Source organism: Thiocapsa rosea (assembly GCF_003634315.1).
Lineage (GTDB): Bacteria > Pseudomonadota > Gammaproteobacteria > Chromatiales > Chromatiaceae > Thiocapsa > Thiocapsa rosea.
In genome coordinates, this window is record NZ_RBXL01000001.1 from 1,378,978 (window position 1) to 1,402,623 (window position 23,646).

Sequence of the window (23,646 nt, forward strand, 5' to 3'; positions counted from 1 at the left end):
ACGACTCGCATGAGATTCAAATCACTCATGACTGCGGCCATCGCCATCGTTGCGGTCACCGTCCTTTCCGTCCCCGCCGACGTCGAGGCCAAGCGCATGGGCGGCGGTATGAACCTCGGCAAGCAGTCCAGCGGGATGCAGCGCCAGGCCCAACCCGCCGCGACGGCGCAACGTCCGGCCCAGCCCAATGCAGCACAAGCCGCTGCCGGTCAACGCCCGGCGAGCGGTGCGAGCCGTTGGCTCGGTCCCTTGGCCGGTCTTGCGGCCGGCGGTCTGCTGGCCTCCATGTTCTTCGGCGACGGCTTCGAGGGGTTCCAGATCATGGACTTCCTGCTGATCGCGCTGCTTGCGGTCGGGGGCTTCATGCTGTTTCGCATGTGGAAGCGTAACCAGGCCAAACCGGCGATGGCCGCGGCCGGCGTGGGCGGCGGGTTCCCGCACGCCGGATCCGCTCCGGCCTACGAGCGCCGCGGACAGGCAGATAGCGGCATCCTGCACCCCGGCATCGGCGCTCAGGGCGGTCCGGTGGCCGGCGACAACCAGTCACCGAGCTGGTTCGACGGCGCCGGCTTCCTGGAAGGCGCGAAGTCGCACTTCATCAATCTTCAGTCGGCTTGGGACCAAGCTGACTTCGACGGCATTCGCGAATACATGACCCCCGAGCTCTTCGCGGATCTGCAGCGCGAGCGCCTCAAGACCGAAGGGAGCCAATCCACCGAGGTCGTGCGCTTGAACGCCGAGATGATCGGGGTGCGTCGCGAGGGGGACCTGGTTGTGGCGAGCGTGCTCTTCTCCGGCCTGATCCGCGAGGACGAAAACGGCGCAGCGGATGCCTTCAGCGAGATCTGGCATGTTCAGCACCGTTGGGACGGCGCCGAGGGCGACTGGCACATTGCAGGGATCCAGCAGGTCGAAGGCTGATCCTGGAACCGGCCTGCGCCGCTCGCGGCGCAGGCCGGCATCCTCACTTGTCCTGCCCGATCGGTGCCCTGTCGTTGAACCACTCGCGTGCGATGGAAAAACTCACATCCACGGCGATTAAACCAAGGATCAAGAAGCCCATGGCGAGGAGCCAGTAGAGCCTTCGCAACAGCCCCCGCATCCATCGGCGCCAGCCGCCGCCCGCCTCGGGAGCTCCCGGGATTCGGGCAAACAGATCGATGAAGACCACCCCCAGCACGGACCACAACAGAACGACCAACGCGGGAAACAGAACCAGATCGCCCTTCGCCGCCTCGAACGCGACGAGCGAGATCCCCGCGGCCAATACTCCCGCCAAGGCAAGGCCCATCAGGACGGCGCGGGCCGGTGCGCAACGCAAGGCGATGTGCTGCATAAGATCGAGCATGTCCGGAGCCTGGTCGTCTGAAGTTAAACCGCGTCCAATGTTTTTGGATTGGATCGGCCACGGCCACATCCGCGACCGTCGGAGCTGACGCGGCTTAACCGCTTAAAAAATATATTATGATAAACCGCGTCCCCGCCAAGGGCCGTGAACACGCCAAACATCGAGCTCACTGGAAAATCAGCATCTCGCTCTGGACGCGGTTTAGGATAGATGCCTGATTTTACGAGGTGCAACGCGCTTGTACTTCGCCTTTCGTCGCCCGACGGCCTTTCACGCACGAATCGAGACAGGCTGCACGATGCGGCTCTTGCGGTCGTGCTGCAGCTCGCTCTATTCTGTCGCGCGTACGAGCCGGAGCCGCCGATCAGTCGGATGGTCGGCGAAGGACCCGACCCCGACCCGAATCGAAACATCCTTGCCGGGGATATTGGCCATCCGCTCGCCCCGTCTCCCTCACCGCCGGCCGACCGGCCAACCTATCCCTACAACCGATCCAGATCCTACGGACATATCCCCATGCTCGCAGCGGAGCCCTTTGTCGAGCTGATCCTGACGCTCGGCTTGATCCTTTTGGCGCTGTCTTCGCTCAATCTGCTCGGCTTGATGTTTGCGCGTCTGATCACGCCGTCCCGACGACTCGTCGCGACGTCGCACGCGCACGCACAACTGCCGAGCGTGCTGATTCAGCTCCCGCTCTTCAACGAGGGGGAGCTGGTCGATCGCGTCCTCGAGGCCGTAATGGCCCTGGATTGGCCGAGAGACCGCTTGCAGATCCAGGTGCTCGACGACAGCACCGACGACTTTTCGCTGTCGCTCAGCCAGCGGGCCGTCGCCAAGCTGCGGCGCGAAGGTGTGCAGATCGAGCTTCTGCATCGCATTAAGCGCACCGCCTTCAAAGCCGGCGCGCTGGCGGCCGGCCTCGAGCGTTCGGATGCGGAGTTCGTGGCCATCTTCGACGCCGATTTTATGCCGCCGACGGATTTCCTGCGCAAGACCATCGACCCCTTGCTGGCACAGCCCGATCTTGCCTATGTCCAGGCCCGTTGGGCGCACATCAACCGGGACGACAACCTGCTCACCCGCACGCAGGCGCGTCTGCTCGATTCGCATTTCCAGGTCGAGCAGGAGGCACGTTGGCGCTTGGGTCTGCCGGTCCCCTTCAACGGGACTTGCGGTGTCTGGCGTCGCCGCGCCATCGATGACGCCGGCGGCTGGCAAGGCGACACCCTCACGGAGGACCTGGATCTGAGTTTGCGGGCCCGTCTGCGCGGGTGGCGGTCCGGGTTCATGAAGGACCTTCCGGTCCCCGGCGTGCTGCCCGTCTCGGTGCGCGCCTGGCGGACGCAACAGTTTCGCTGGACCAAGGGATTCGCTCAGTGCTTCGTGAAGCTGCTGCCGATGATCTGGGCCAGCCCGGCGCTGCCGCGCTGGCAGAAGGTCATGATCAGCTTCCAGCTGGGCCAACCCCTGGCCTTCCTGATCGGCGCGGCCTGCGTGGTCTTGGGTTTGCCCTTCATCGCCGGCGCGGCGGTCGCCGGGGAGACACTGGGACGCGTCGCGATCGTCACCTCGCTACTCGGCTTCGCAGCACCCATCGGTTTCCTGACACTCGCGGGCATCCGCTCCGGAGCCCGAGCAACGGCGACCGAGGTCTTCGGTGCGCTCTTCCTGACCACCGGGCTTCTCCTCTCCAACGCGCGCGCCGGCCTGGAGGCGCTGCTCGGTTACCGCAGTCCCTTCGTACGCACCCCGAAGGGCGCGGTTACCGCCGGCCCGCGCAGGATCGTGCGCTGGCCGAACGGGCTCGTGGAGCTGAGTGCCGGACTTGGCCTCTTGGGTTTCGCCCTGATGGAACAGCCGGTCACCGTCATCTATCTGGTCATGGTTATCGGCGGTTTGCTGGGCGTGGGAACCTTGCAGTTCCTGGACGGACGCGCGCTGTCGAAACAGACAGGCGCCGGTTCCTGACGCCATTCGCCCGAGTCGGTCAAACCATGTTCGGCCGATTCGGGTGCATGCAGGACGACGCTTGCCCCCCATGCTTGCCTGATAGACTCACGGATATGAACAACCCCCCCATGCTCGTCGTCGGCAAACCCGACGATGCCGACTCCGCGGACCCCGACAGTCCGGGCTTGATCCCCGCCCCACAGTTCACGAAGGATCCAACCTCTCGCTGCTCGAGCCCGCCTCCCGGCCTTGCCGGAGGCCCCCGATGAGCGCATGGATGTTTCTCGTCGTCGGCGTTCTGATCCTGATCAATGCACTCTATGTCGCGGCCGAGTTCGCGATCGTGGGTGCGCGGGCCAGTCGCGTCGAGCATTTTGCCCGGAAGGGTCACCGGCTCGCGGCGGCACTCTTGCCCATCGTCAAAGACACGACGCGCCTGGATCGCTACATCGCCACCTGCCAAATCGGGATCACACTCTCCAGCCTGATCCTCGGCGCCTTCGGACAGGCGACGATCGCCCTTGCGTTCGGTGCACTCCTGGTCTCGGACTGGGGGATGGAAACCGTGGGCGCCTATGCCTTGTCGGCGACCATCGTGCTGGTGGTGCTGACCTCGACGCAGGTCGTGCTCGGGGAGCTGATCCCCAAGACGGTGGCGCTCCAGTACCCGGTCGGGACGGCCATGTACACCTACCTGCCGATGCGCTGGTCCTTGGTCGTGTTCTACCCCTTCATCGGACTGCTCAACGGGAGCGGCAACCTGATTCTGAGGCGGTTCGGCATCGACCCGGAGGTCAGCCACCGCCATGTCCATTCTCCGGACGAGATCGAGCTGCTGATTCGCGAAAGCAACGAGGGCGGGATGTTGGAGGCCAAGGCGAGTAAGCGTCTGCGCGAAGTGCTGCGCCTGAGCCGCCACACGGTGCGCCAGTTCATGGTCCCGCGGCGACAGATCGCGAGTCTGGATCTGGCCGCACCGCTCGATGAACTCTTGGCCGAGATCGATGCGTCGCCCTACACCCGCCTGGTGGTCCACCGGGGTGGGCTCGACAACGTGCGTGGCTTCATCCATGTCAAGGATCTGGCGATCGCGACCGCCGGCGGGCGCGAGATCCTCGCGCTGCAGCCCCTGGTCCGCCCGCTTCTGGCGCTGCCGAACCGATTGACCCTGGATCGGGTGCTGGGACAGATGCGCGATCGGCGCGCCCGCATTGCTCTGGTGGTGAGCGAATACGGCGACGTCGAGGGCCTCATCAGCCTGGAGGACATCGTACGCGAGCTGATCGGCGAGCTGTCCGACGAGTTCAAGTCCAACAGCGAGCTCGACCCGGAGCAGCTCGATGCCGAGCGTTGGCGCCTGCCCGGACGCCTCCCGCTCGACGAGGCGATCGATTGGGCGCGCCCCTACACCGACCCGGCCGTCTGGCACGACAGTCATGCCGAGACCCTGGCCGGCTGGTTGTTGGAGCAGCTCGGGAACATCCCGGAGGTGGGCGACAGGCTCGAGGTGATCGGCCTCGCGTTCGAGATCGAGGCGATGGACGGGCCGGCGATCGTATCCGTCATGGTCCGTGTCGTCGGCGGCACATCGGGAGACGATGATGCATGAGCTTTCGATCGTCCTGATCGTCGTGATGGCCTTGGTGGCCCTCAACGGACTTTTTGTCGCGGCCGAGTTCGCGATCATCGGCACCTCGCGCGCCGCGATGGCCGCGCGCGCGGAGGCCGGAGACGCCCTGGCAAGGCGCATCGCCCGCATCCTCGACGACCCGGCGCGACTCGATCGCTATGTCGCCACGGCCCAGCTCGGCATCACCTTCGCGAGCTTGGGGCTGGGGATGTACGGCGAGCACACCCTGGCCGGGTTCTTCGAGGAATGGCTCTTGCTCGCGGGATTCACCGGCCTAGGCGCGCTCGTCACGGCGCATGGGCTCGCAGCGGTGCTGGCCATCACCGCGATCACCTATCTGCACATCGTCTTGGGTGAGATGGTCCCCAAGGCACTTGCGCTCACCCGGCCCATGACGGTCGCCATGTGGGTGACCCCGCCCATGCTGGTGATCGGCTTGATCCTCTATCCCTTGGTCCGTGCGCTCAATCTGACCGGCAACATCCTGCTTGGTCTGGTCGGCTTCAAGCGCGGACGCAGCGCGGCCCATTATCTGGGCCAGGACGAGCTGGAGTCGCTTGCCCGCGAGAGCCAAGAGAGCGGCCTCTTGAGCGAGGAGAGCGGTCGGATCTTCCTCGAGCTTGCCGACTTCAGCGAGATCGCCGCCGTGCAGGCGATGGTGCCGCGGGTACGCGCGAGCGGGATCCCGGTCGGCGCAACCGACGCCATGCTCCGCGAGATCCTGCATCAGCACCGTCATACACGCTACCCGGTCTACGAGGGCAGTCTCGACCAGATCATCGGGACCATCCACGTCAAGGATCTGATGGCGCTGCTGCGTGCAGGCACGGGGCTCGACCCCGCGGTGGTCCGAGAGACGGCCTTCCTGCCCGAAACCGCGACCTTGGACGATGTCCTTGCAGCCATGGATCGGGTACATAACCAAATGATCGTGGTGATGGACGAGCACGGCGGGACCGCGGGCATCCTCACCATGGAAGACATCTGCGCCGAGGCCGTCGGGGATATCGAGGAGGGTGTCGAGGACGTCCCGGATGTCTTGCCGGTCGGCACCGCGGGCTACCAGGTCCAAGGCACGGTGCGCCTGGATACACTCGGCGATCTGATCGGGCGCGAGCTTGAGCACCCCGAGATCGACACCGTCTCCGGGCTGATCCTGAGCGAGCTGGGCCGACCGCCCGTGCTCGGAGATTTGGTCCGGTGGAACGGCCTGCGATTCGAGGTCAGCGGCCTCTTCGGCCGTGGTGTCCGCCAGGCCACCCTGACGTTCGAGATGCCGGAGACGCCGAACGACGAGGATCGCGAGCAGGGCGCGGAGCCGTGATCGTCGCCCGCGACGATCACGGCATCCCTTAAGGCCGCGGCAGAAGACCCGATGCCTTACCGCCGGACCCGCTCGATGCGGAACAGTGTGGTCGTACCGCTCACCTCGTTGGCGACGACCAACAAGGGCACCCCTCGGATCGGGCTCTTCGACGCCTCGATGACCGTCAGCCCCTCGGCACCCAGATCGCCCGCCTCAGGCGTGCCCGGTTCGGCACTGAAATCGCGGTTGTTGAGGTATTGAACGAAGCTCGGTGCATAGGGGTTGGTCACGTCGTAGACCATGACGCCGCCGATGCGCTCCAAGCCGATGAAGGCATAGGTGCGCCCCCACAGCTTGGCTACGGTCACGCCCTCGGGCTCGGGTCCCTTGTTGTCGCTGCGGTCGTCGAAGGCGTTCGCGACGTGGTTGGAATTGAAGTTCTCGGGATAGATGTCGGCGGTGATACGCTCGAAATCCGCACCGCTGTCGTAGACCTGCGTCAGGTCGGCGCTCCAGATCGAAAAGGAGCGGGCACCGAAGGCATAGATGTCCTCGTAGCAACTTCCGTCATCGCGCAGTCCGGTTGCGGTGGTCACCGTGAGTCGTCCCAGATTGATGTTCTCGCGCAGCCCGGCAAGATCGGTGACCCCCATCGGATTGTTGGCCAAGAACGCCTGAAGGCGGGGCGAGTCGGCACAGATCGGGGTCGCTCCGGAGAGCGCCCGGAAGCGCGACTCCTCGCTGAAGCCGGCATAGTCGCGGGCGTCCCCCTCGTTGGCGCTGACGATGTAGGTCCGCCCGCGGTGCTCGTAGCTCGCGATCGAGTCGGGCATATACATGCCCAGGATCGGCCAGTTGGCGATATTGATGCCCTCGTCGCGGTCGCTCGCATCTAGCTCGTTGCCCGCCAAGAGGTGGTCCTTGAAACCGAGACCGTGAATGGCGGTGAATGCTCCGGACTTGATGTCCAGCACGGCGACGGCGTTGTTCTCCTGGAGCGACACCCAGGCGGTCTTGGAGTCCTTGTCGACCGTGATGTACTCGGGCTCGAGGTCTTGCGCGACGCTTGCGTTCGGACCGAAGACTCGCACGGAGGGGTCGAGCTTCGCGTCGTTGAATGCGCGGAAATCGGCCGTGCGTACGTCGGCCTGTGCGAGGTTGCGAATGTTGCGCGGCAGATCGATGATGCTGACCGAGCCCTCCGGATCGACCGTGTAATCGTCGCTCGGCTCGCCCTCGTTGGCCACCAGCACCCGCTTTCCGTCCGGCGTGAAGGTCACCATGTCCGGCAGCGCGCCGACCTCGACGGACGCGAGAACCTTCCCGTCGGCATTGAAGAACACCGCCTTGCCCGGATCCGTTTTGGGATCCGCCTCGACCGCGGCGACGATCAACCCCTTGTGGACAGCCACGCTGTTGACGATCCCGTCGAGGCCCACGCTGAACAAGAGCTGCGGGGCGGAGGGGGTGCGGATGTCGAGCACATCCACGTTGCCGCTCTGCGCATTGACGACGAACAGACGCTGCGTCTTGGGGTCGTGGGCCACGATCTCGGCCGCGGATTCGCCGAATACGCCGGTTGAATAGGTGCCGAGCGGCGCGATGGCGATCGTAGGAAGGGGTAGGTGGGGGCCCGCTAGGGCAGGAGTGGCGATAACGAGCCCCAGGGCGCAGCCTGCGGTAAGTCGAGAGACGGTCGGAAACGTCATGAGACGGAGATCCTCGTGGGTGAAAATCCACGATTATCGGGATCAGGCATGACCGTTCAGGGTCAGTGCGATGACGATTCGGCGATACGCGGCTGCGTGCCGCGAGCCGGACGCCGATCACCGCGAAGGTACTCAGAGATAGAACAGCGACGCCACCAGGAAGAACACCAGGACCGCAATGATATCGTTGCCGGTGGTGATGAAGATCCCCGTGGCCATCGCCGGATCAATTCGAAAGTGATTGAGGATCAGCGGTACGGCCGCGCCCATGGTCACGGCGAGCAGTGTGACGATGGTCAAGGCCACACCTGCGGTCAACGCCAAGCGTATCGGTTCCGCAACGCCCACCAAGGGCCCCACGACGAGCACGATCCCGGCGAGGATCAGCGCGGCGATCGACCCGTTCAGCAAGGCCGCGAGCATCTCCTTGACGAGACGCCAGGGCAGATCGCCAATCCAGAGGGTGCCGGCGGCAAGGCCCTGGATGGCGACCGTCGCGGCCTGAATACCGGCGTTGCCGGCCATCGACATCACGATCGGGATGAAGCTCGCGAGGATGGCCGCCGTGGCGATCTCCGCCTCGTAGGAGCTGATGACGCTGCCCGAGACGAGCGCGCCGACCAACCCCGCGAGCAGCCAAGGCAGCCGGTTCTTGACGATGCCGAGCACCGGATCGTTGGGGCGTGCGTCGGGCGAGACACCGCTGAGCAGACGCACGTCCTCCTCGGCCTCGTCGCGGACCACACGCTGCAGCTCGTCGGCGGTGATGCGCCCGAGCAGCCGACCTTCGGCATCCACCACGGGCACCGTGATGAGGTCGTTCTCCGTGGTCACCCGCACGACCTCTTCCTGATCCATTTCAGAGCTGACCGAGACGAGATCGGTGCGCATGACCTGCTCCACCGGGATGTCGCTGGGGCGCAGCAGCAGATCTCGCAGCTTCAAATAGCCGAGGAGCTTGCGGTCCGCATCCACGACATAGACCGCCGAGAGTTTTTTGATCAGATCGGCGCGACGACGCACCTCGGCCACGACCTGCCCCACGCTCCAGTCCGGCGGCACCGCAACCAGCTTGCGGGTCATGATACTGCCGGCCGAATCCTCCTGATACGCCTTGAGCTCGCGGATGGCGTCGGCCTCGCGCAGGTGCGGGATGAGCCGCTCCTGGACCTCGTCGGGAAGCTCGGTCAGCACATGAACCACGTCCTCGGCATCCCGGCCGTCGAGGATCTCGGCGAGACGCTCGATCGTGGCGTCTTCGAGCAGGGCGCTGCGAAAATCGTTGTTGAGCCCGGCGATCACCTTTGCGGCGGGGCCGGGCGGCAAGACCAAAAACAGTTTGCGAGCGCGCTTCAGGGGAAGCTGTACGAGCAGCTCGACGATGTCTTGCGGGTGCCAGGTTCGCAGCAGACGGCGAATCTCGTCGCGCTCGCCCGCCTTGATCATGCGCCCGATGACCTTGACCAGTGGGCGGTTCACGTCGAGTGTCTCGCCCGGTCGGCCGCGGGTCCATCGCAGCCGAAGCGCTTCGGTGGTCTCTGTCATGGCTGAGGCGGTCCCGGCGCAGGAGTGCTGAGCGGCGTTTCGAAGGCTCGAAAGCCGGCGAGTGTGGCAACACCGGCGGATCAAATCAAATCCGACCGGGTTATGATGCCGCATCGAAGGTCTCGGGATGATCGGGCGCGATTGCCGTCGCGGGACCGGTCCGAATCACGCGTGAAGGAACGAGGGTTCTCAATGTCCGAGTTGCACGTCGAGTGCCGCACGGGAGCGGATCTGATCGCCGACCTGCCGGCGCTCGCGCGGCTGCGCATCCGGGTTTTTCATGTTTGGCTGAAGCACCTGGACTGAGCACCGCCGAGACAACCCATGCCGCAAACCACCGCAGCGCACCGGGATTGGCTCCCGCAAGGCATCGCCTTAGTCCTGATCGCCCTGGCCGGGACCCTGCCCTTTTGGCTGACCGACCTGGATATCCAGGCCGCCGCGCTCTTTTATCATCCGGAGGCCGACGACCCCTGGTACGAGGCCCAAGCCCAGCTGTGGTCCTTTCTCTATGTCGCCTCGCCGCTTCTGACCGGCTTCGTCATGCTCGGCGGCCTGCTTGTCCTCGGCGCCGGCGCGGTCTGGCAGTCGTTCAGGCGGCTGCGCTGTTACGCGATCCTGCTCATCGCCGCGACCATCCTCGGACCCGGCCTCATCGTCAACGGTGTCTTCAAGGACAACTGGGGTCGGCCGCGACCGCACCAGATCGAGCAGCTCGGCGGGACCCGCGCCTATGTCCCGCCGCTCGCGATCTCCGAGCACGGGGACGGCAAGTCCTTCCCGTGCGGGCACAGCTCCATCGGCTACATGCTCGGCGTCTTCTTCATCATCTGGCGCAGACGCAGACCGGCGCTCGCCTGGACGGCGCTGGCGGGCTCGCTCGCCTTCGGCACGCTGCTCGGAATCGGGCGGATGGCGGCGGGGGACCACTTCCTCTCGGACGTCATCTGGTCCGGGGTCATCGCCTACGGGATTGCCTGGGGGCTCTATTATTTCGTCCTGCGCATCCCGAGGCGCGAGGCCGTCGAGGCGGCGTCACCCCTGTCGCCGATGCCCGAGTTGCGACGCCCCAAGCTGACGGCGGCGCTCTACGCGCTTGTCGCGGTCTTGATGATCGGGGCGGTGCTGTTGGCGACGCCGTTGAAGAACGTACAGATCCAATGGGTTCGGCCGGGGGACTTCGATCCGTCTCCCCGAGTCTTGCGCCTGGTCGCCGATCAGGCATACGTGATCCTCTTCTGGCCGGGCGGTACGCACCGCACGGCCGAGATTCGGTTGGAGGCGCGTGGCTTCGGCTTACCCTGGAGCAAGGTCGAGCCGGAGCTGACCGGCGACCACCGGGTGCTGACCTACCGGCTCAGCCATCAGGGGATCTTCACGGAGAAGGACACCAAGGTCGTCATGGGGATCGTCGCGAACGATTGGGATCGGGTCGAGGTCCGGATCGACTCGGGAGACATCCGGGTCCATCCCTCGCAGGATCCGCTCCCCGAGCTCGACCTGCAGACGGCCGATGGCAAGGTGATCCGGGTCGAACACTGATCGGCAATGTGCGCACAGTGATCGACAGCCACCTGCTAAACCGCGTCCAGAGCGATATGCTCACTTTCGCGTGAGTTCGACGTTGGTTGCATCCACGGCCCTTAGCGGCGACGCGGTTTAGAATTTTATTTTTTTCAATGACTTAAACCGCGCCAGCTCCGGCAGCCGCCGGAGCTGGCGCGGCCAAGCCATTTCAACACAGTACGCATACCGCGCTTGGCGCGGTTTAGGACCGCAGTCTTGTGCACAACCGGGGGCGAAGCCGTGCCGCAATCCGAACCCTTGATCCGCTTCAACCGCACGACCACCGCACACATCCCGGCGGACGTGACCCTGACACTTACGCTGGAGCAACGCACCCGCTGTCGGCTGCGCGTCATGCTCGACGACGGCCGGGAGGCCGGACTCTTTCTGCCCCGGGGCACCGTGCTGAATCACGGGGACGGATTGATCGCCGAGGACGGTCTGGTCGCGCGCATCATCGCGGCGCCGGAGCACCTCTCGCGCGTCGAGAGCGCGGATCCCCTGCTGCTCGCACGCGCTTGTTACCACCTCGGCAACCGGCATGTGCCTTTGCAGATCGAGCCGGGGCGACTCAGCTACCGACAGGATCAGGTCCTCGACGAGATGGTGCGCGGTCTCGGGCTCGAGGTCAGGCTCGTGGATGCCGGCTTCGAGCCGGAGGCCGGGGCCTATGGCGGTCAGGGCGCGGATCATTCGGGCCATGTCCACGAGCACTGACGGGGCGCTGCCTCTGCTGCGCCTGATGCACCTGGTCAGCCCGTCGCTGCCTGTCGGCGGCTTCACCTACTCCCAGGGCATCGAATGGGCGGTCGAGACCGGTTGGATCCGCGATGCCGACGACTTGGAAGGCTGGATGGCCGATCAGATCGGGGGCAGCCTTCGGTATCTGGACCTTCCGCTCTTGGTGCGGATGCAGGCCGCGGCGCTCGATCGCGATCAAGCGGTGATGGCCGGTTGGGTCGATCGGCTCTTGGCCGGACGCGAAACCGCCGAGCTGCGGCGCGAGGAAACCGATCGCGGACGCGCGCTCGCCGATCTGCTCATCGCCTGGGGGCTCGAAGACGCACTCGCCTGGAAGCCGCAGCTCGCGCGCAGTCAAGCCGCCGGCTTCGCCTTCGCCGCGGGCTCATGGCGGATCGAGCCGCGCGACGCGGCAACGGGCTATGCCTGGAGCTGGCTCGAGAATCTTGTTCTGGCCGGGATCAAGCTCGTCCCTTTGGGCCAGACGCGCGGCCAACAGGCGCTGGCGCGCCTGGCAACGCTTATCCCGAGCACGGTCGGCGCGGCCCTGGAGGTCGCGGACGAGGAGATCGGCGCCTCGACTCCGGCCCTGGCGATCGCAAGCTCCGCCCACGAGACCCAATACACTCGCTTGTTTCGTTCCTGAAGGAGACACCATGGTCGATGCAACACCCCTGCGCATCGGGGTCGGCGGTCCCGTCGGCTCCGGCAAGACGGCGCTGCTGGACGCGCTCTGCAAGGCGCTGCGAGACCGCTATCAGCTGGCGGTGGTCACCAACGACATCTACACCCGTGAAGACGCCGAGTTCCTGATCCGCTCGCAGGCACTGCCCGCCGAGCGCATCGTCGGCGTAGAGACCGGCGGCTGTCCGCACACCGCCATTCGCGAGGACGCCTCGATGAATCTGGCCGCCGTGGAGGATCTGCAGATCCGCTTCCCGGACCTGGATCTGGTCTTCATCGAAAGCGGCGGCGACAACCTCGCCGCGACCTTCAGCCCCGAGCTGGCGGATCTGACCATCTATGTCATCGACGTGGCCGAAGGCGAGAAGATCCCGCGCAAGGGCGGGCCAGGCATCACCCGCTCGGATCTCCTGGTCATCAACAAGATCGACCTAGCGCCCTACGTGGGGGCATCGCTGGAGGTGATGGAGCGCGACTCCAAACGCATGCGCGGGGAGCGGCCGTTCGTCTTCACGAATCTGCGCACCGGTCAGGGGCTGGAGACGATCCTCGACTTCATCGAGCATCAGGGGATGCTCGGGGCTTAAACCGCGCCCGCCGCGGTATGCGATGTGTTTGGATGAGATCGGCCCGGCAGACTTAACGACCGCCGGAGTCGGCGCGGTTTAAGAGATTAAAAAATAGATCAGTCCCTCACGCCGCGCGTCTTGTGCAAACCGTCGCGGAATTCTCGTTGTCGTTGTCGTGTTCGTCCGGAATCCGATTACGACAACGACAACGACAACGACAACGACAACGAGCGGACCTTTCGACCTCTTTTCTTGGTTCCGGCTCTGCCGGGTTAGGTTGACGTCAGGGAAGAAGGGTCCCGACTGCGCATGCCAGGAAGGGCGTAGGGGCGCTAAATGAATTCGCCCCTACAAGTCGGTCGATCCATCCACCCAGCGCCGCGCCGCGTCGTCATCCGTCCCGCGCGCATCGACCCACCGCTCGCCCTGCGCCGTCCGCTCCTTCTTCCAGAAGGGTGCACGGGTCTTGAGATAGTCGATCAGAAACTCGCAGGCGCGAAAGGCTTCGCCACGGTGTCGGCTGCTCACGCCCACGAAGACGATCGGATCCTGCGGCGCGAGCTCGCCGACGCGATGCAGGATGCTGATGTCCTCCAGATCCCAGCGCCGAGCGGCCTCCTCGGCGATGGCAACGAGTGCCTTCTCGGTCATCCCAGGATAGTGCTCCAGGGTCATGGCGACGACCTCGGCACCCTCGTTGATGTCGCGCATCAAACCGACGAAGGTCACGACGGCGCCGACCTGCGGCTTGTCGCGGGAGAGAATTTTTTGCTCCTCCGCGATGTCGAAGAGGTCGCGTTGGACTCGAATGCGTTGCATGTTCGGTTCCTCCGACGCTGGTGTCCGGGGTTCGCCCCCGGTCTGCCCGGTCCGCTCGGCAAAGAAATCAGGGGGATCCTATACTTTCGAGTGCGAGCGTTCGGCCTCGGATCTCGCCGGCTTTCCCTCCGACCCGGGTGTCGAAACGCCCGCCGAGGAAGACCCACTCAGGGACGAATCATGCCCGATGTCGTCCTCCAAGTCCCTGTTTTGCACAACCATCCACAAGAGGAAACGACGATGAACTGGAAAGAGCAACTCGACAAAGCGGTGGCTGCGGTCAAAGAGGCCGCCACGAGCGAGAATGCACGGGAGATCGCGGGCAAGGCGAAAGCGGCGGCCGCGGGTCTAGTCGAAAAGGTCAAGACCGGCGCGGTCGACGCGGCCGACGCCTTCGTCGAGGCCAATCGCGATCCTTCCGCGCTGTCCGTGCGCTTCCTGAACGCGGACCTGACCATCGTCTCGCCCGCCGAGGGTATCTCGATCACCCGACCGGATGCCGCGACCCTCGTGATCGACGATGGTTCGGGTAATGGTCTCGTCATCAACGCAGGGAGCGATCCCGCCGTTGTTGTCGAGGTCATCGGCACGGTCGCAAAGCTGAGCGACAACACCTTCGACCTGGGCCAAGAAGACGGTGTCAACGTCGTCGTGACCAAATTCTGATCGGTGCGAATCGCGAGGCGCCGAAGCGCCTCGCGATAAATCCATCGAGCATGCATCGGTTTCTCTCGCAAATCGCCGGGTGGCCGCACCGAGCCATCGATTGGCTGTGCAGCGGGCGCTCCGACTACGTTGCCTTCCAAAGCCGCAAGGCCACGCCGGCCCACCGGGCGCGTCGCACACTCTGCCTCTTCGTCTGGAGCGGCGCCGCCGTCCTGATGCTGCTCTGCCCGAGCCCGGGCTGTGTCGCAACCTTCATCCTGATCGCCACCTTCGTGAGCTTCTCGGTCCTGGACGAGCGGCCCTGAAGCGTCTTGGGCGAACCCCGGAACCGCGGCTCCTAAACCGCGTCCAGAGCGATATGCGTCATTTTCGCGTTGCGTTTGGCTTTGGAGATATCCTCGATCTCGGTGCGACGCGGTTTAAGTTTTAATTTTTTCAACACTTTAAACCGCGCCAGCTCCGGCAGTCGTCGGAGCTGGCGCGTCCAATCCACTCCAACACATGACGCATACCGCACCGGGCGCGGTTTAAACCGCTCACCCGATCGGTGCAACGCCCATCAGCAACTTGTGCAGCCAGAACATGAAGAGCAGGTAGAGCCCGATCCCGCCGATGATGACGATGGCGTCGTTCACCTGGCTGGGCGGTGCTCCGTAGACGGTCGGGGTCGTGCGATGCTTGAGCGAGATCCGGTCGGCCACCGCCCAAGCAAGGAAGGTCCCGAACAGCAGGATGTCGGCGGCCGTGCCGTTCGCGAGCAGGTGCGCCGTCGCCCAGATCTTCACCGCGAGCAACATCGGATGCTTGGTCGCGGACTGGATCCGACCCGGAAGATAGGCCGCAAGCAGGAGCGGAAAGACCGGCAGCATCAACAGCAGGCTGATGTGACGCATCCAGACTGCCGGCTCGTAGATGATGACCGGCGATAGACGGGTGGCCCCGTATCCCGAGACGATCAAATAAAACCCGACCAGGGCGAGGAGCCCGTACACGGCTTTCCATGGAATCTCGCCGAATCGCGCGACCAGGTCGGTACGCCATTGGCTATTGATGATGGACACCGAGTGAATACCGAGAAACAGGATCAAACCGAGGACGAGTACTGCCATCCGAGGATTCCTCCACAAGCATTGAAAAATCATCCAAACCGCGCCTCACCGAGATCGTAGGACGCGGCGAACTCCCTCGCACTCGAAACCCCGCAGATTACGCCGGACGCGGTTTGGATTTCGCGAGAAGACTGTCCAAGGCGTTCGCAAACGCCTGCCGATCGCGCGCCCCGAAGGCGGGAGGCCCGCCTGTGTTGATGCCGCTGCCGCGAAGGGTATCCATGAAGTCGCGCATCGTCAGGCGCTCGCGAATCGTATCCTTGGTGTAGAGCTCGCCGCGGGGGTTCAGGGCTTGGCCGCCACGCTCGATGACCTCGGCCGCGAGCGGGATATCCGCGGTGATGACCAGATCGCCGGCGGCGAGTCGATTCAGGATCTCGTTGTCGGCGACGTCGAACCCCGCGGAGACCCGCACCGAGCGCACCAAGGGCGAGGGCGGCGTGCTCACCGGCCCGTTCGCCACCAGCGTCACAGCAACACCGAGCCGTTCCGAGACGCGAAAGAGGATCTCCTTCACGGCATTCGGACAGGCGTCGGCGTCGACCCAGATCTCCACCTGTCTCGGCCCCGTCAGCTCGCCTCGGCCGCAACGGGCGCTGCGGTCGGCTGCTCGGCATCGGTGATCGCGCCTTCGGCCTCGCTTTTGACCGCGTCGGCGGACATCGGCTCATGCACCAGGATGAGTCCGGCGAGCGGAGGCAGGGCGATCGGGATGGAATAAGGGCGCCCCATCCAGCTCACCGGTTCAGCCTCGACACCGCCCTGGTTGCCGACGTTGCTGCCGCCGTAGAGCTCGGCGTCCGAATTCAGTGCCTCGCGATAGAAGCCGGGCTCGGGGACACCGATGCGATAGTTGGTGCGCGGCACGGGGGTGAAGTTGAATGCAGCGGCCACGATCTGCTGACCGGAGATGTCCTTGCGCAGATAACTCAAAACGGATTGCGAGCTGTCGTGACAATCGATCCACTCGAACCCCGTGCTGTCGAAGTCGACCTCATGCAGCGCAGGCTGCTCCCGATAGAGGCGGTTGAGGTCCGAGACGATCTGCTTGATGCCTTCGTGCTGCGGACGCGCGAGCAGCTCCCAATCCATCGCCGCGTCGAAGTCCCATTCCGCGCCGTGTGCGAATTCGCAGCCCTGAAACAACAGCTTCTTGCCCGGGTAGCTGAACATGAAGGTGTAGAGCAGACGCAGACTCGCGAACTTCTGCCAGGCGTCACCGGGCATCTTATCCAGCATGGACTTCTTTCCGTGCACCACCTCGTCGTGCGAGAAGGGCAGCACGAAATTCTCCGTAAAGGCATAGAGAAGACCGAACGTCAGCAGATCGTGATGATAATGACGATAGATGGGATCCTTTTGCATGTAGGACAGGGTGTCGTGCATCCAACCCATATTCCATTTCATGCTGAAGCCGAGACCGCCGAGATAGGTCGGACGCGAGACCGCCGGCCAGGCGGTGGATTCCTCGGCGATCATGAGCGTACCCGGGTGCTGCTCGTGCGTCACGGTATTGAGTTGGCGGATGAAATCGACGGCTTCGAGGTTTTCGTTGCCGCCGTATTTGTTCGGGATCCATTCACCGGCATTGCGCGAATAATCGAGATACAGCATGGAGGCGACAGCATCGACGCGTAACCCGTCCAGATGGAACTCGTCGAGCCAATAGAGCGCGCTCGACAACAGGAAGTTCTTCACCTCGTTGCGGCCGAAATTGAAGATGAGGGTTCCCCAATCCTTGTGCTCGCCCATGCGCGGATCGGCATGCTCGTAGAGGGCCGTGCCGTCGAAGCGCGCCAAGGCATAGGCGTCCTTGGGAAAATGGGCGGGCACCCAGTCGAGCAGCACACCGATACCGCGGCGATGCAGATAATCGACGAAAAAGCGGAAGTCGTCCGGCGAGCCGAAACGGGCACTCGGCGCAAAATAACCGGTGCATTGATAACCCCAAGAGGCGTCTAAGGGGTGCTCGGTGATGGGAAGGAGCTCGATATGGGTAAAGCCAAGCTCGGTCACATAGTCCGCGAGCTGCTCTGCAAGCACCCGATAATTGAGAAACTCGCCATCCGCACCGCGTTGCCAGGATCCCAGATGGACCTCGTAAACGGAGAAAGGCCCATGCTGCCAATCCGATTCGGCTCGGGCAGCCAGCCAATCCTGATCGGCCCAACGGAAACGGCTTTCCGGGCAGATGAAACCGGCCGTTTGCGGGCGCTCCTGAAAGGCCTGCGCGTAGGGATCGATCTTGACGTGGATGTTGGTCGCGCGATCGCGGATCTCGTACTTGTAGAACCCGCCTTGTCCGATCCCGGGGATAAACAGCTCCCAAACACCCGTGCCGCCGCGCACACGCATCGGGTGAGCGCGCCCGTCCCATTGGTTGAAGTCTCCGACGACACTCACGCGCTCGGCGCTCGGCGCCCAGACCGAGAACTGCACGCCCGACACGCCCTCGACATCGGTCAGATGCGAGCCCAAGAACCGGTAAGCGTGCCAGTGTCGGCCTTCGCCGAAGAGGTGCAGATCGAAATCCGCGAGCTGGGGGGGAAAGCAGTAGGGATCATGATGGACGTGATGCTCGCCGGAGGCATCGATCCAGTCGATGCGGTAACGCTCGGGAACCTTGGACGCCGTGCCCTCCCAGATGAAGAAATCCGTCCCCTCGATCCGCGCGAAGGGCTCGGACGCCTCGACCAAGATGGCCGACTCGGCGCCCGGCAGGAACACGCGGACCACTGCCCGGTCGCCCTCGAGGTGTCGGCCGAGGACCTCGAACGGGTCGTGGTGGCGCGCCTCGATGATGCGCTGCAAGGGTTCCGGAACCTTGGGGGCTTGCTGTGTCGCGGTTGCCATTCTGAAGTAATTCCTTCGCTGTCGGCTTCTCGATGTCGCCTGTGATCGGCGCTGTCGCGGAAACCGTTCGATATCGCGGCGCCACGCCCTGAATCTGCGGGTCGGCAGCAGATGGGCGGACAGGTTCGGGGGTCTCGTCGGAATCGACGGCCCGAGGCGCGGCGAGGGGATCACCCGACCGCTGGGCAGCGCGCCGACGCTTCGTACCGGCTTGATGTTAACATAAGGGGGACTACTCTTATGCCTTCGTCTAGACGACTACAGGAGGACTTATGCCCCAAACGAATCCCCGGTTCGTCAGCCGCCTGACCCGAAATACCCTGGCGCTGATCTTGGCCGGAGGACGGGGCTCGCGCCTGATGCACCTGACGGCCTGGAGATCCAAGCCGGCCGTGCCCTTCGGCGGTAAATTCCGGATCGTGGATTTCCCGCTTTCGAACTGCATCAATTCGGGGATCCGCCGTATCGGCGTCTTGACGCAATACAAGGCGCATTCACTGATTCTACATATCCAGAAAGGCTGGGGGTTTCTGCGCGGCGAATTCGGCGAATTCGTCGAATTATGGCCCGCACAGCAGCGTGTTGCGGAAACCGCCTGGTATGCGGGTACAGCGGACGCGGTCTTCCAAAACCTCGACATCATTCGCGACCACAATCCGGACTACATCCTCGTGCTTGCCGGCGATCACATCTACAAGATGGATTACGGCGCCATGATTGCCTATCACGTCGAATCCGGCGCGGATATGACGGTCGGATGCCTCGAGATGGAGACCGAGCGCGCCAGTGACTTCGGCGTCATGTCGGTCAACGACGAGGGCCGCGTCCTGCAGTTCTCCGAAAAGCCGAAGGAACCGGAATCCATTCCCGGGTCGCCGAGCAAGAGCCTCGTTTCGATGGGCATCTATGTCTTCAATCGCGGCTTCCTGTTCGAACAGCTGATCAAGGATGCCGACACCCCGCGCTCCTCGCATGACTTCGGCAAGGACATTATCCCCTCCGTCATCAAACACTATCGCGTCATGGCGCACACCTTCCGCGACCCGCGCAGCGGCGAGCAGGCTTATTGGCGGGATGTCGGTACGCTCGACGCCTTTTGGGAGGCAAACCTAGAGCTGATCGGCGTCACACCACCCCTGAGCCTCTATGACAAGAGCTGGCCGATTTGGACCTATCAAGAGCAATTGCCGCCGGCGAAGTTCGTGTTCGACGACGAAGATCGACGCGGTATGGCGGTCGACTCCATGGTCTCGGGCGGCTGCATCATCTCCGGGTCCACCGTGCGGCATTCCTTGTTGTTCTCGAATGTACGCGTGAATTCCTACGCCTATGTCAAGGATTCCGTCATCCTTCCGGATGTGGTGATCGGGCGCAACTGCACGATCCGCAATGCGGTGATCGATCGCTATTGCCAAATCGACGAGGGAACCGTGATCGGCCTCGATCAGGAAGCGGATCGCAAAGCGGGTTTTTACGTCAGCGAGGGCGGCGTCACACTCGTCACGCCCGAGATGCTCGGCCAAGACGCCAACCACGTCCGTTGAGGGCCTCGTCCGAATGCAGATCATCCTGAACGGCGCCGCCACCGAGGTGGCCGACGCACTCACCATGGCCGAGCTGATCGAGCAGCTCGAGCTCGGCACCCGCCGCTTGGCCGTCGAGGTCAACGCCGAGCTGGTCCCGCGCAGCCGTTTCTCCGAGCACAGGCTCGCCCCGCAGGATCAGGTCGAGATCATCCACGCCGTCGGCGGCGGATGACCCGACTTGGGGGTCCTGCCCCGAATCCTTTATCCTGAAACGATCCTGAATCTTTCTTTCTTGGCCACGACATCCATGCCCACAGAGACAGCCGCATCCGATCGCTTCACCCTCGCCGGACGCGAGTACAGCTCCCGACTCCTCGTCGGCACCGGAAAATACAAAGACATGGCGGAGACCGCGCGTGCCATCGAGGCGAGCGGCGCCGAGATCGTCACGGTCGCGGTGCGGCGCACCAACCTCGGTCAAACCCCGGGCGAGCCGAACATCCTCGACATCCTGCCGCCCGAGCGCTACACCATTCTGCCCAATACCGCAGGCTGCTACGATGTCGAGACCGCCGTGCGCACCTGCCGGCTGGCGCGCGAACTGCTGGACGGTCACACCCTGGTCAAGCTCGAGGTCCTCGGCGACGAGAAGACACTCTTCCCGGATGTGATCGCCACGCTCAAGGCCGCCGAGGAGCTGGTCAAGGACGGCTTCCAGGTCATGGTCTACACCAACGACGACCCGATCGTCGCCCGGCAGCTCGAAGAGATCGGCTGCATCGCCGTCATGCCGTTGGCCGCCCCGATCGGATCGGGTCTCGGCATCCGCAATCCGCTCAACATCCGCACCATCGTCGAGAACGCCCATGTCCCGATCCTGGTCGACGCGGGTGTCGGCACGGCTTCCGATGCCGCCGTGGCGATGGAGCTCGGCTGCGACGGCGTGCTGATGAACACCGCGATCGCCGCGGCACGCGACCCCATCCTGATGGCCAGCGCCATGCGCAAGGGTATCGAGGCGGGGCGCGAGGCGTACCTGGCCGGGCGCATGGCGCCGAAGCGGTTCGCCTCGGCGTCCTCGCCGATCGAAGGGCTGTTCTTCTGAACCGCGTCTCGAGCGGAATGGGATGGTCGTTGTGGGGCTGGCGTCGCAGGCTACGGGCGAGGTTCGTGCCGGACGCGGTTCAGAATTGTTGAATCCACTGGTTCGATGATCTCCGGGAAAGGAAGTACCTGCGTGTAGGGGCGAATTGATTCGCCCCTACACATCTTCCGGGCATGCGAAGTCGGGATGCCTCTTCACGGAAATCGCCCCAGGGCGCGCCGGCCGCGGAAGCGGTCGAGTGATGTACGGCCGAGAGGCCAGTTGTAGAGACCTCATGACGGCCGAGACGACACCCAAATTCCTGCGCCCCATCCGGAGCTTCGTCCTGCGCGAAGGTCGTTTGACCTCCGCGCAGGAGCGGGCCTTTCGAGACCTTTGGCCCCTCTACGGAGTGGATTGGACGCAGCCCGCGCCCATCGACCTCGCGGGGCTCTTCGGCAACGCGCACCCCGTCGTCCTCGAGATCGGGTTCGGCAACGGCGATTCGCTCGCCGAGATGGCCGAGCAAGATCCGCAGCGCAATTGGCTGGGGATCGAGGTCCATCGCCCCGGTGTCGGGCACCTGCTGCTCGAGATCGAGCGGCGCGGGTTGACCAATCTGAGGCTGATTCGGCACGACGCGGTCGAGGTCCTCGCCCGAGGCATCGTGCCCGGCAGCCTGGACCGCGTTCAGCTCTTCTTCCCCGACCCCTGGCCGAAGCGCCGCCATCACAAGCGTCGCATCCTGACGCCCGAGCTGATCGGGCTCCTCGCGCACGCCCTGCGCCCGGGCGGTGTCTTTCACGCGGCGACCGATTGGGAGCCCTACGCCGAGCAGATGCTGGAGATCTTGGAAGCGTCCTCGGAACCCTTCGAGAATCTCGCCGGACTCGGCGGCTTCTCGCCCCGCCCGACATCACGTCCGCTCACCCGCTTCGAGCAACGCGGCGAGCGTCTCGGCCATCGGGTCCGCGACCTGATGTTTCGCCGGCGCTGAGACCGGGGCGCCGATGTCCGGACTCAGACTCGACGGGATCCGATCGCGCGCACTCGGGCCGCTCGATCTCACGGTCGCTGCTGGCGAGCTGGTCTTCGTGTCGGGCCCGTCCGGCTCGGGCAAGAGCCTTCTGCTGCGCGCCGTCGCCGACCTGGATCCGCACGAGGGCGAGGTCTGGCTCGGCGAGGAGCCACGCTCGGGCATCGCCCCCGCGACCTGGCGTCGGCGGGTCGGTCTTCTCCCTGCGGAAGCCTTCTGGTGGGCCGAGACCGTCGGGGAGCATCTGCCGGTCACCCTGAGCACGCATGCGGATCAGGCCACGCCAACGCTTCGCCCGGCCATCCTGCGTCTGCCCAAACCCTTTCGTCGCCCGCCCGGACGCGTCTCGAACCACCCTGCCCTGCCGGACCCCTCGACCATCACCGACTGGCTGGTCCACCTCGGCTTCGCACCCGACGTCCTCGCCTGGTCGGTGACGCGCCTCTCGACCGGCGAGCGTCAACGCCTGGCGCTGGTGCGCCTGCTCGCACAAACACCCGAGGCGCTGCTGCTCGACGAGGCCACCGCCAACCTGGATCCGAGCAACGGCGCACGCGTGGAATCCGTCGTCGAGACCTATCGCACGACGCAAGGTGCGGCCGTACTCTGGGTCAGTCACGACCCGGAGCAACGCCGCCGGATCGGCGGGCGCTCGCTGGTCATCCGCAGCGAGCGTCTGGAGCCCGAAGCGTGACCCTCATTTATCTAAGCCCCTTCGATCTGGGACTGGCCTCCATCCTGGTCCTCCTGCTCGCCGCCATGTCCTGGCGGCTGCGCCTCGGGATCGAGCGGCGAGTCCTGATCGCGGCGGCGCGCAGCACGGTCCAGCTCATGCTCGTCGGGTTGGTGCTGAAGGTGCTCTTCGCCCAGACCAGCCTGCCGTTGATCGGGCTGATGGCCCTGGTGATGCTCTCGGTGGCCGGTTACGAGGTGATGCAGCGCCAGAAGCGCCGGTACCGCGGCGTCTGGGGTTACGGGATCGGCGCACTCTCGATGTTCCTCTCGGCCTTCACCGTCACACTGCTCGCCCTGACGGTCATCATCGGGGTCGAACCCTGGTATCAGCCGCAGTATCTGATCCCGCTGCTCGGCATGCTGCTCGGCAACACCATGAGCGGGATCGCCATCGCGCTCGACAGCCTGACCCGCCAGGCCTGGGATGCGCGCGGACGCATCGAGGCACGCCTGCTCGCCGGCGGCACCTGGGACGACGCCATCGAGGAGGTGCGTCGCGACGCCCTGCGCTCCGGCCTGATCCCCATCATCAACGCCATGGCCACCGCCGGCCTGGTCAGCCTCCCCGGCATGATGACCGGCCAGATCCTCGCCGGCAGCCCGCCGATGGAAGCCGCCAAATACCAGCTCCTCATCATGTTCCTCATCGCCGCCGGCACCGGACTCGGCTCGATGGCCGCCGTCTGGATCGGCTCGCGCCGTCTGTTCGACGACCGCCAGCGGCTGCGTCTCGACCGGCTCGCCGCGGCGAACCGGTCGAGTTGAGCGCT

At 64.7% G+C, this 23,646-nt stretch carries 23 protein-coding genes; 16 read left to right on the top strand and 7 right to left on the bottom strand.

The features are described from left to right. Positions 1 to 9: 9 nt before the first annotated feature. Positions 10 to 921 (top strand): Tim44 domain-containing protein, encoded by a 912-nt coding sequence (locus tag BDD21_RS06335; RefSeq protein WP_120796434.1) that lies wholly within the window; start codon positions 10 to 12, stop codon positions 919 to 921. 43 nt (positions 922 to 964) lie between these two features. On the opposite strand, the gene BDD21_RS06340 is transcribed toward BDD21_RS06335, so the two are convergent. Then, positions 965 to 1,348 carry a hypothetical protein gene (locus BDD21_RS06340; protein ID WP_120796435.1) on the bottom strand — a complete coding sequence of 128 codons (384 nt, stop codon included), beginning with the start codon at positions 1,346 to 1,348 and terminating at the stop codon, positions 965 to 967. 516 nt (positions 1,349 to 1,864) lie between these two features. Between BDD21_RS06340 and BDD21_RS06345 the strand changes: the two genes are divergently transcribed. The 3 genes from BDD21_RS06345 (at position 1,865) to BDD21_RS06355 (ending at position 6,252) form a co-directional block, all read left to right on the top strand. Further along, entirely contained in the window at positions 1,865 to 3,316 is a 1,452-nt protein-coding gene (locus tag BDD21_RS06345; protein WP_120799779.1) for a glycosyltransferase family 2 protein, read from the top strand. 247 nt (positions 3,317 to 3,563) lie between these two features. Next, complete coding sequence (locus BDD21_RS06350; RefSeq protein WP_120796436.1) at positions 3,564 to 4,907, top strand: hemolysin family protein; 1,344 nt, start codon at positions 3,564 to 3,566, stop codon at positions 4,905 to 4,907. Next, the gene (locus BDD21_RS06355) at positions 4,897 to 6,252 is read left to right on the top strand and encodes a hemolysin family protein (RefSeq protein ID WP_245969442.1); all 1,356 of its coding nucleotides are present in this window, start codon (positions 4,897 to 4,899) and stop codon (positions 6,250 to 6,252) included. Before BDD21_RS06350 ends, BDD21_RS06355 begins: the two co-directional genes overlap by 11 nt. 56 nt (positions 6,253 to 6,308) lie before the next feature. On the opposite strand, the gene BDD21_RS06360 is transcribed toward BDD21_RS06355, so the two are convergent. Both BDD21_RS06360 and mgtE read right to left on the bottom strand, forming a co-directional pair. Continuing rightward, positions 6,309 to 7,943, bottom strand: a complete 1,635-nt coding sequence (locus BDD21_RS06360; RefSeq protein ID WP_120796438.1) for a choice-of-anchor I family protein — start codon at positions 7,941 to 7,943, stop codon at positions 6,309 to 6,311. Between the two features lie 132 nt (positions 7,944 to 8,075). Further along, entirely contained in the window at positions 8,076 to 9,488 is a 1,413-nt protein-coding gene (mgtE, locus tag BDD21_RS06365) for a magnesium transporter (RefSeq protein ID WP_120796439.1), read from the bottom strand. Positions 9,489 to 9,812: 324 nt separating this feature from the next. Here mgtE and BDD21_RS06375 point away from each other — a divergent pair, with 324 nt between their 5' ends. The 4 genes from BDD21_RS06375 (at position 9,813) to ureG (ending at position 13,066) form a co-directional block, all read left to right on the top strand. Then, on the top strand, positions 9,813 to 11,030 hold the full coding sequence (locus tag BDD21_RS06375) for a phosphatase PAP2 family protein (RefSeq protein ID WP_120796440.1): 1,218 nt from the start codon (positions 9,813 to 9,815) through the stop codon (positions 11,028 to 11,030). A gap of 282 nt (positions 11,031 to 11,312) precedes the next feature. Beyond that, positions 11,313 to 11,771, top strand: a complete 459-nt coding sequence (ureE, locus tag BDD21_RS06380; RefSeq protein WP_170164926.1) for an urease accessory protein UreE — start codon at positions 11,313 to 11,315, stop codon at positions 11,769 to 11,771. Continuing rightward, positions 11,755 to 12,441: an urease accessory protein UreF gene (locus BDD21_RS06385; protein ID WP_120796441.1), complete on the top strand. Its 687-nt coding sequence runs from the start codon at positions 11,755 to 11,757 to the stop codon at positions 12,439 to 12,441. The genes ureE and BDD21_RS06385 overlap by 17 nt, the downstream gene beginning before the upstream one ends. A 10-nt stretch (positions 12,442 to 12,451) precedes the next feature. After that, positions 12,452 to 13,066: an urease accessory protein UreG gene (ureG, locus tag BDD21_RS06390; RefSeq protein ID WP_120796442.1), complete on the top strand. Its 615-nt coding sequence runs from the start codon at positions 12,452 to 12,454 to the stop codon at positions 13,064 to 13,066. A gap of 330 nt (positions 13,067 to 13,396) precedes the next feature. On the opposite strand, the gene moaE is transcribed toward ureG, so the two are convergent. Next, positions 13,397 to 13,867, bottom strand: a complete 471-nt coding sequence (gene moaE / locus BDD21_RS06395; RefSeq protein ID WP_120796443.1) for a molybdopterin synthase catalytic subunit MoaE — start codon at positions 13,865 to 13,867, stop codon at positions 13,397 to 13,399. A gap of 240 nt (positions 13,868 to 14,107) precedes the next feature. Between moaE and BDD21_RS06400 the strand changes: the two genes are divergently transcribed. Continuing rightward, the gene (locus tag BDD21_RS06400; protein ID WP_120799781.1) at positions 14,108 to 14,533 is read left to right on the top strand and encodes a hypothetical protein; all 426 of its coding nucleotides are present in this window, start codon (positions 14,108 to 14,110) and stop codon (positions 14,531 to 14,533) included. Positions 14,534 to 14,583: 50 nt separating this feature from the next. Next, complete coding sequence (locus BDD21_RS06405) at positions 14,584 to 14,838, top strand: hypothetical protein (protein ID WP_120796444.1); 255 nt, start codon at positions 14,584 to 14,586, stop codon at positions 14,836 to 14,838. A 231-nt stretch (positions 14,839 to 15,069) separates the two neighbouring features. Here BDD21_RS06405 and BDD21_RS06410 read toward each other — a convergent pair whose 3' ends face one another. The 3 genes from BDD21_RS06410 to glgB form a co-directional block, all read right to left on the bottom strand. Then, positions 15,070 to 15,642: an NnrU family protein gene (locus tag BDD21_RS06410; RefSeq protein ID WP_120796445.1), complete on the bottom strand. Its 573-nt coding sequence runs from the start codon at positions 15,640 to 15,642 to the stop codon at positions 15,070 to 15,072. Positions 15,643 to 15,739: 97 nt separating this feature from the next. Continuing rightward, a complete protein-coding gene (locus tag BDD21_RS06415; protein ID WP_120796446.1) occupies positions 15,740 to 16,198 on the bottom strand; it encodes a YaiI/YqxD family protein in 459 nt (152 codons plus the stop codon). Between the two features lie 14 nt (positions 16,199 to 16,212). Then, on the bottom strand, positions 16,213 to 18,495 hold the full coding sequence (gene glgB, locus BDD21_RS06420) for a 1,4-alpha-glucan branching protein GlgB (RefSeq protein ID WP_120796447.1): 2,283 nt from the start codon (positions 18,493 to 18,495) through the stop codon (positions 16,213 to 16,215). Between the two features lie 272 nt (positions 18,496 to 18,767). Between glgB and glgC the strand changes: the two genes are divergently transcribed. The 6 genes from glgC to BDD21_RS06450 all read left to right on the top strand — a co-directional run bounded on the left by glgC (position 18,768) and on the right by BDD21_RS06450 (position 23,641). After that, positions 18,768 to 20,039 (top strand): glucose-1-phosphate adenylyltransferase, encoded by a 1,272-nt coding sequence (gene glgC / locus BDD21_RS06425; RefSeq protein ID WP_120796448.1) that lies wholly within the window; start codon positions 18,768 to 18,770, stop codon positions 20,037 to 20,039. 13 nt (positions 20,040 to 20,052) lie between these two features. Then, positions 20,053 to 20,253, top strand: a complete 201-nt coding sequence (gene thiS / locus BDD21_RS06430; protein ID WP_120796449.1) for a sulfur carrier protein ThiS — start codon at positions 20,053 to 20,055, stop codon at positions 20,251 to 20,253. A gap of 75 nt (positions 20,254 to 20,328) precedes the next feature. After that, positions 20,329 to 21,126 carry a thiazole synthase gene (locus tag BDD21_RS06435; protein WP_120796450.1) on the top strand — a complete coding sequence of 266 codons (798 nt, stop codon included), beginning with the start codon at positions 20,329 to 20,331 and terminating at the stop codon, positions 21,124 to 21,126. Positions 21,127 to 21,400: 274 nt separating this feature from the next. Next, positions 21,401 to 22,102, top strand: coding sequence for a tRNA (guanosine(46)-N7)-methyltransferase TrmB (gene trmB, locus BDD21_RS06440; protein WP_120796451.1), 702 nt, complete (start codon positions 21,401 to 21,403; stop codon positions 22,100 to 22,102). Positions 22,103 to 22,115: 13 nt separating this feature from the next. Continuing rightward, positions 22,116 to 22,835 carry an ABC transporter ATP-binding protein gene (locus BDD21_RS06445; protein WP_120796452.1) on the top strand — a complete coding sequence of 240 codons (720 nt, stop codon included), beginning with the start codon at positions 22,116 to 22,118 and terminating at the stop codon, positions 22,833 to 22,835. Beyond that, positions 22,832 to 23,641: an ABC transporter permease gene (locus BDD21_RS06450; protein ID WP_120796453.1), complete on the top strand. Its 810-nt coding sequence runs from the start codon at positions 22,832 to 22,834 to the stop codon at positions 23,639 to 23,641. Before BDD21_RS06445 ends, BDD21_RS06450 begins: the two co-directional genes overlap by 4 nt. Positions 23,642 to 23,646 lie beyond the last annotated feature (5 nt).

Excerpts from the sequence above, each read along its gene's own strand:
- BDD21_RS06335 (WP_120796434.1), top strand. The coding sequence starts at position 10 with ATGAGATTCAAATCACTCATGACTGCGGCCATCGCCATCGTTGCGGTC.
- BDD21_RS06340 (WP_120796435.1), bottom strand. The coding sequence starts at position 1,348 with ATGCTCGATCTTATGCAGCACATCGCCTTGCGTTGCGCACCGGCCCGC.
- BDD21_RS06345 (WP_120799779.1), top strand. The coding sequence starts at position 1,865 with ATGCTCGCAGCGGAGCCCTTTGTCGAGCTGATCCTGACGCTCGGCTTG.
- BDD21_RS06350 (WP_120796436.1), top strand. The coding sequence starts at position 3,564 with ATGAGCGCATGGATGTTTCTCGTCGTCGGCGTTCTGATCCTGATCAAT.
- BDD21_RS06355 (WP_245969442.1), top strand. The coding sequence starts at position 4,897 with ATGATGCATGAGCTTTCGATCGTCCTGATCGTCGTGATGGCCTTGGTG.
- BDD21_RS06360 (WP_120796438.1), bottom strand. The coding sequence starts at position 7,943 with ATGACGTTTCCGACCGTCTCTCGACTTACCGCAGGCTGCGCCCTGGGG.
- mgtE (WP_120796439.1), bottom strand. The coding sequence starts at position 9,488 with ATGACAGAGACCACCGAAGCGCTTCGGCTGCGATGGACCCGCGGCCGA.
- BDD21_RS06375 (WP_120796440.1), top strand. The coding sequence starts at position 9,813 with ATGCCGCAAACCACCGCAGCGCACCGGGATTGGCTCCCGCAAGGCATC.
- BDD21_RS06385 (WP_120796441.1), top strand. The coding sequence starts at position 11,755 with ATGTCCACGAGCACTGACGGGGCGCTGCCTCTGCTGCGCCTGATGCAC.
- ureG (WP_120796442.1), top strand. The coding sequence starts at position 12,452 with ATGGTCGATGCAACACCCCTGCGCATCGGGGTCGGCGGTCCCGTCGGC.
- moaE (WP_120796443.1), bottom strand. The coding sequence starts at position 13,867 with ATGCAACGCATTCGAGTCCAACGCGACCTCTTCGACATCGCGGAGGAG.
- BDD21_RS06400 (WP_120799781.1), top strand. The coding sequence starts at position 14,108 with ATGAACTGGAAAGAGCAACTCGACAAAGCGGTGGCTGCGGTCAAAGAG.
- BDD21_RS06405 (WP_120796444.1), top strand. The coding sequence starts at position 14,584 with ATGCATCGGTTTCTCTCGCAAATCGCCGGGTGGCCGCACCGAGCCATC.
- BDD21_RS06410 (WP_120796445.1), bottom strand. The coding sequence starts at position 15,642 with ATGGCAGTACTCGTCCTCGGTTTGATCCTGTTTCTCGGTATTCACTCG.
- glgB (WP_120796447.1), bottom strand. The coding sequence starts at position 18,495 with ATGGCAACCGCGACACAGCAAGCCCCCAAGGTTCCGGAACCCTTGCAG.
- glgC (WP_120796448.1), top strand. The coding sequence starts at position 18,768 with ATGCCCCAAACGAATCCCCGGTTCGTCAGCCGCCTGACCCGAAATACC.
- thiS (WP_120796449.1), top strand. The coding sequence starts at position 20,053 with ATGCAGATCATCCTGAACGGCGCCGCCACCGAGGTGGCCGACGCACTC.
- BDD21_RS06435 (WP_120796450.1), top strand. The coding sequence starts at position 20,329 with ATGCCCACAGAGACAGCCGCATCCGATCGCTTCACCCTCGCCGGACGC.
- trmB (WP_120796451.1), top strand. The coding sequence starts at position 21,401 with ATGACGGCCGAGACGACACCCAAATTCCTGCGCCCCATCCGGAGCTTC.
- BDD21_RS06445 (WP_120796452.1), top strand. The coding sequence starts at position 22,116 with ATGTCCGGACTCAGACTCGACGGGATCCGATCGCGCGCACTCGGGCCG.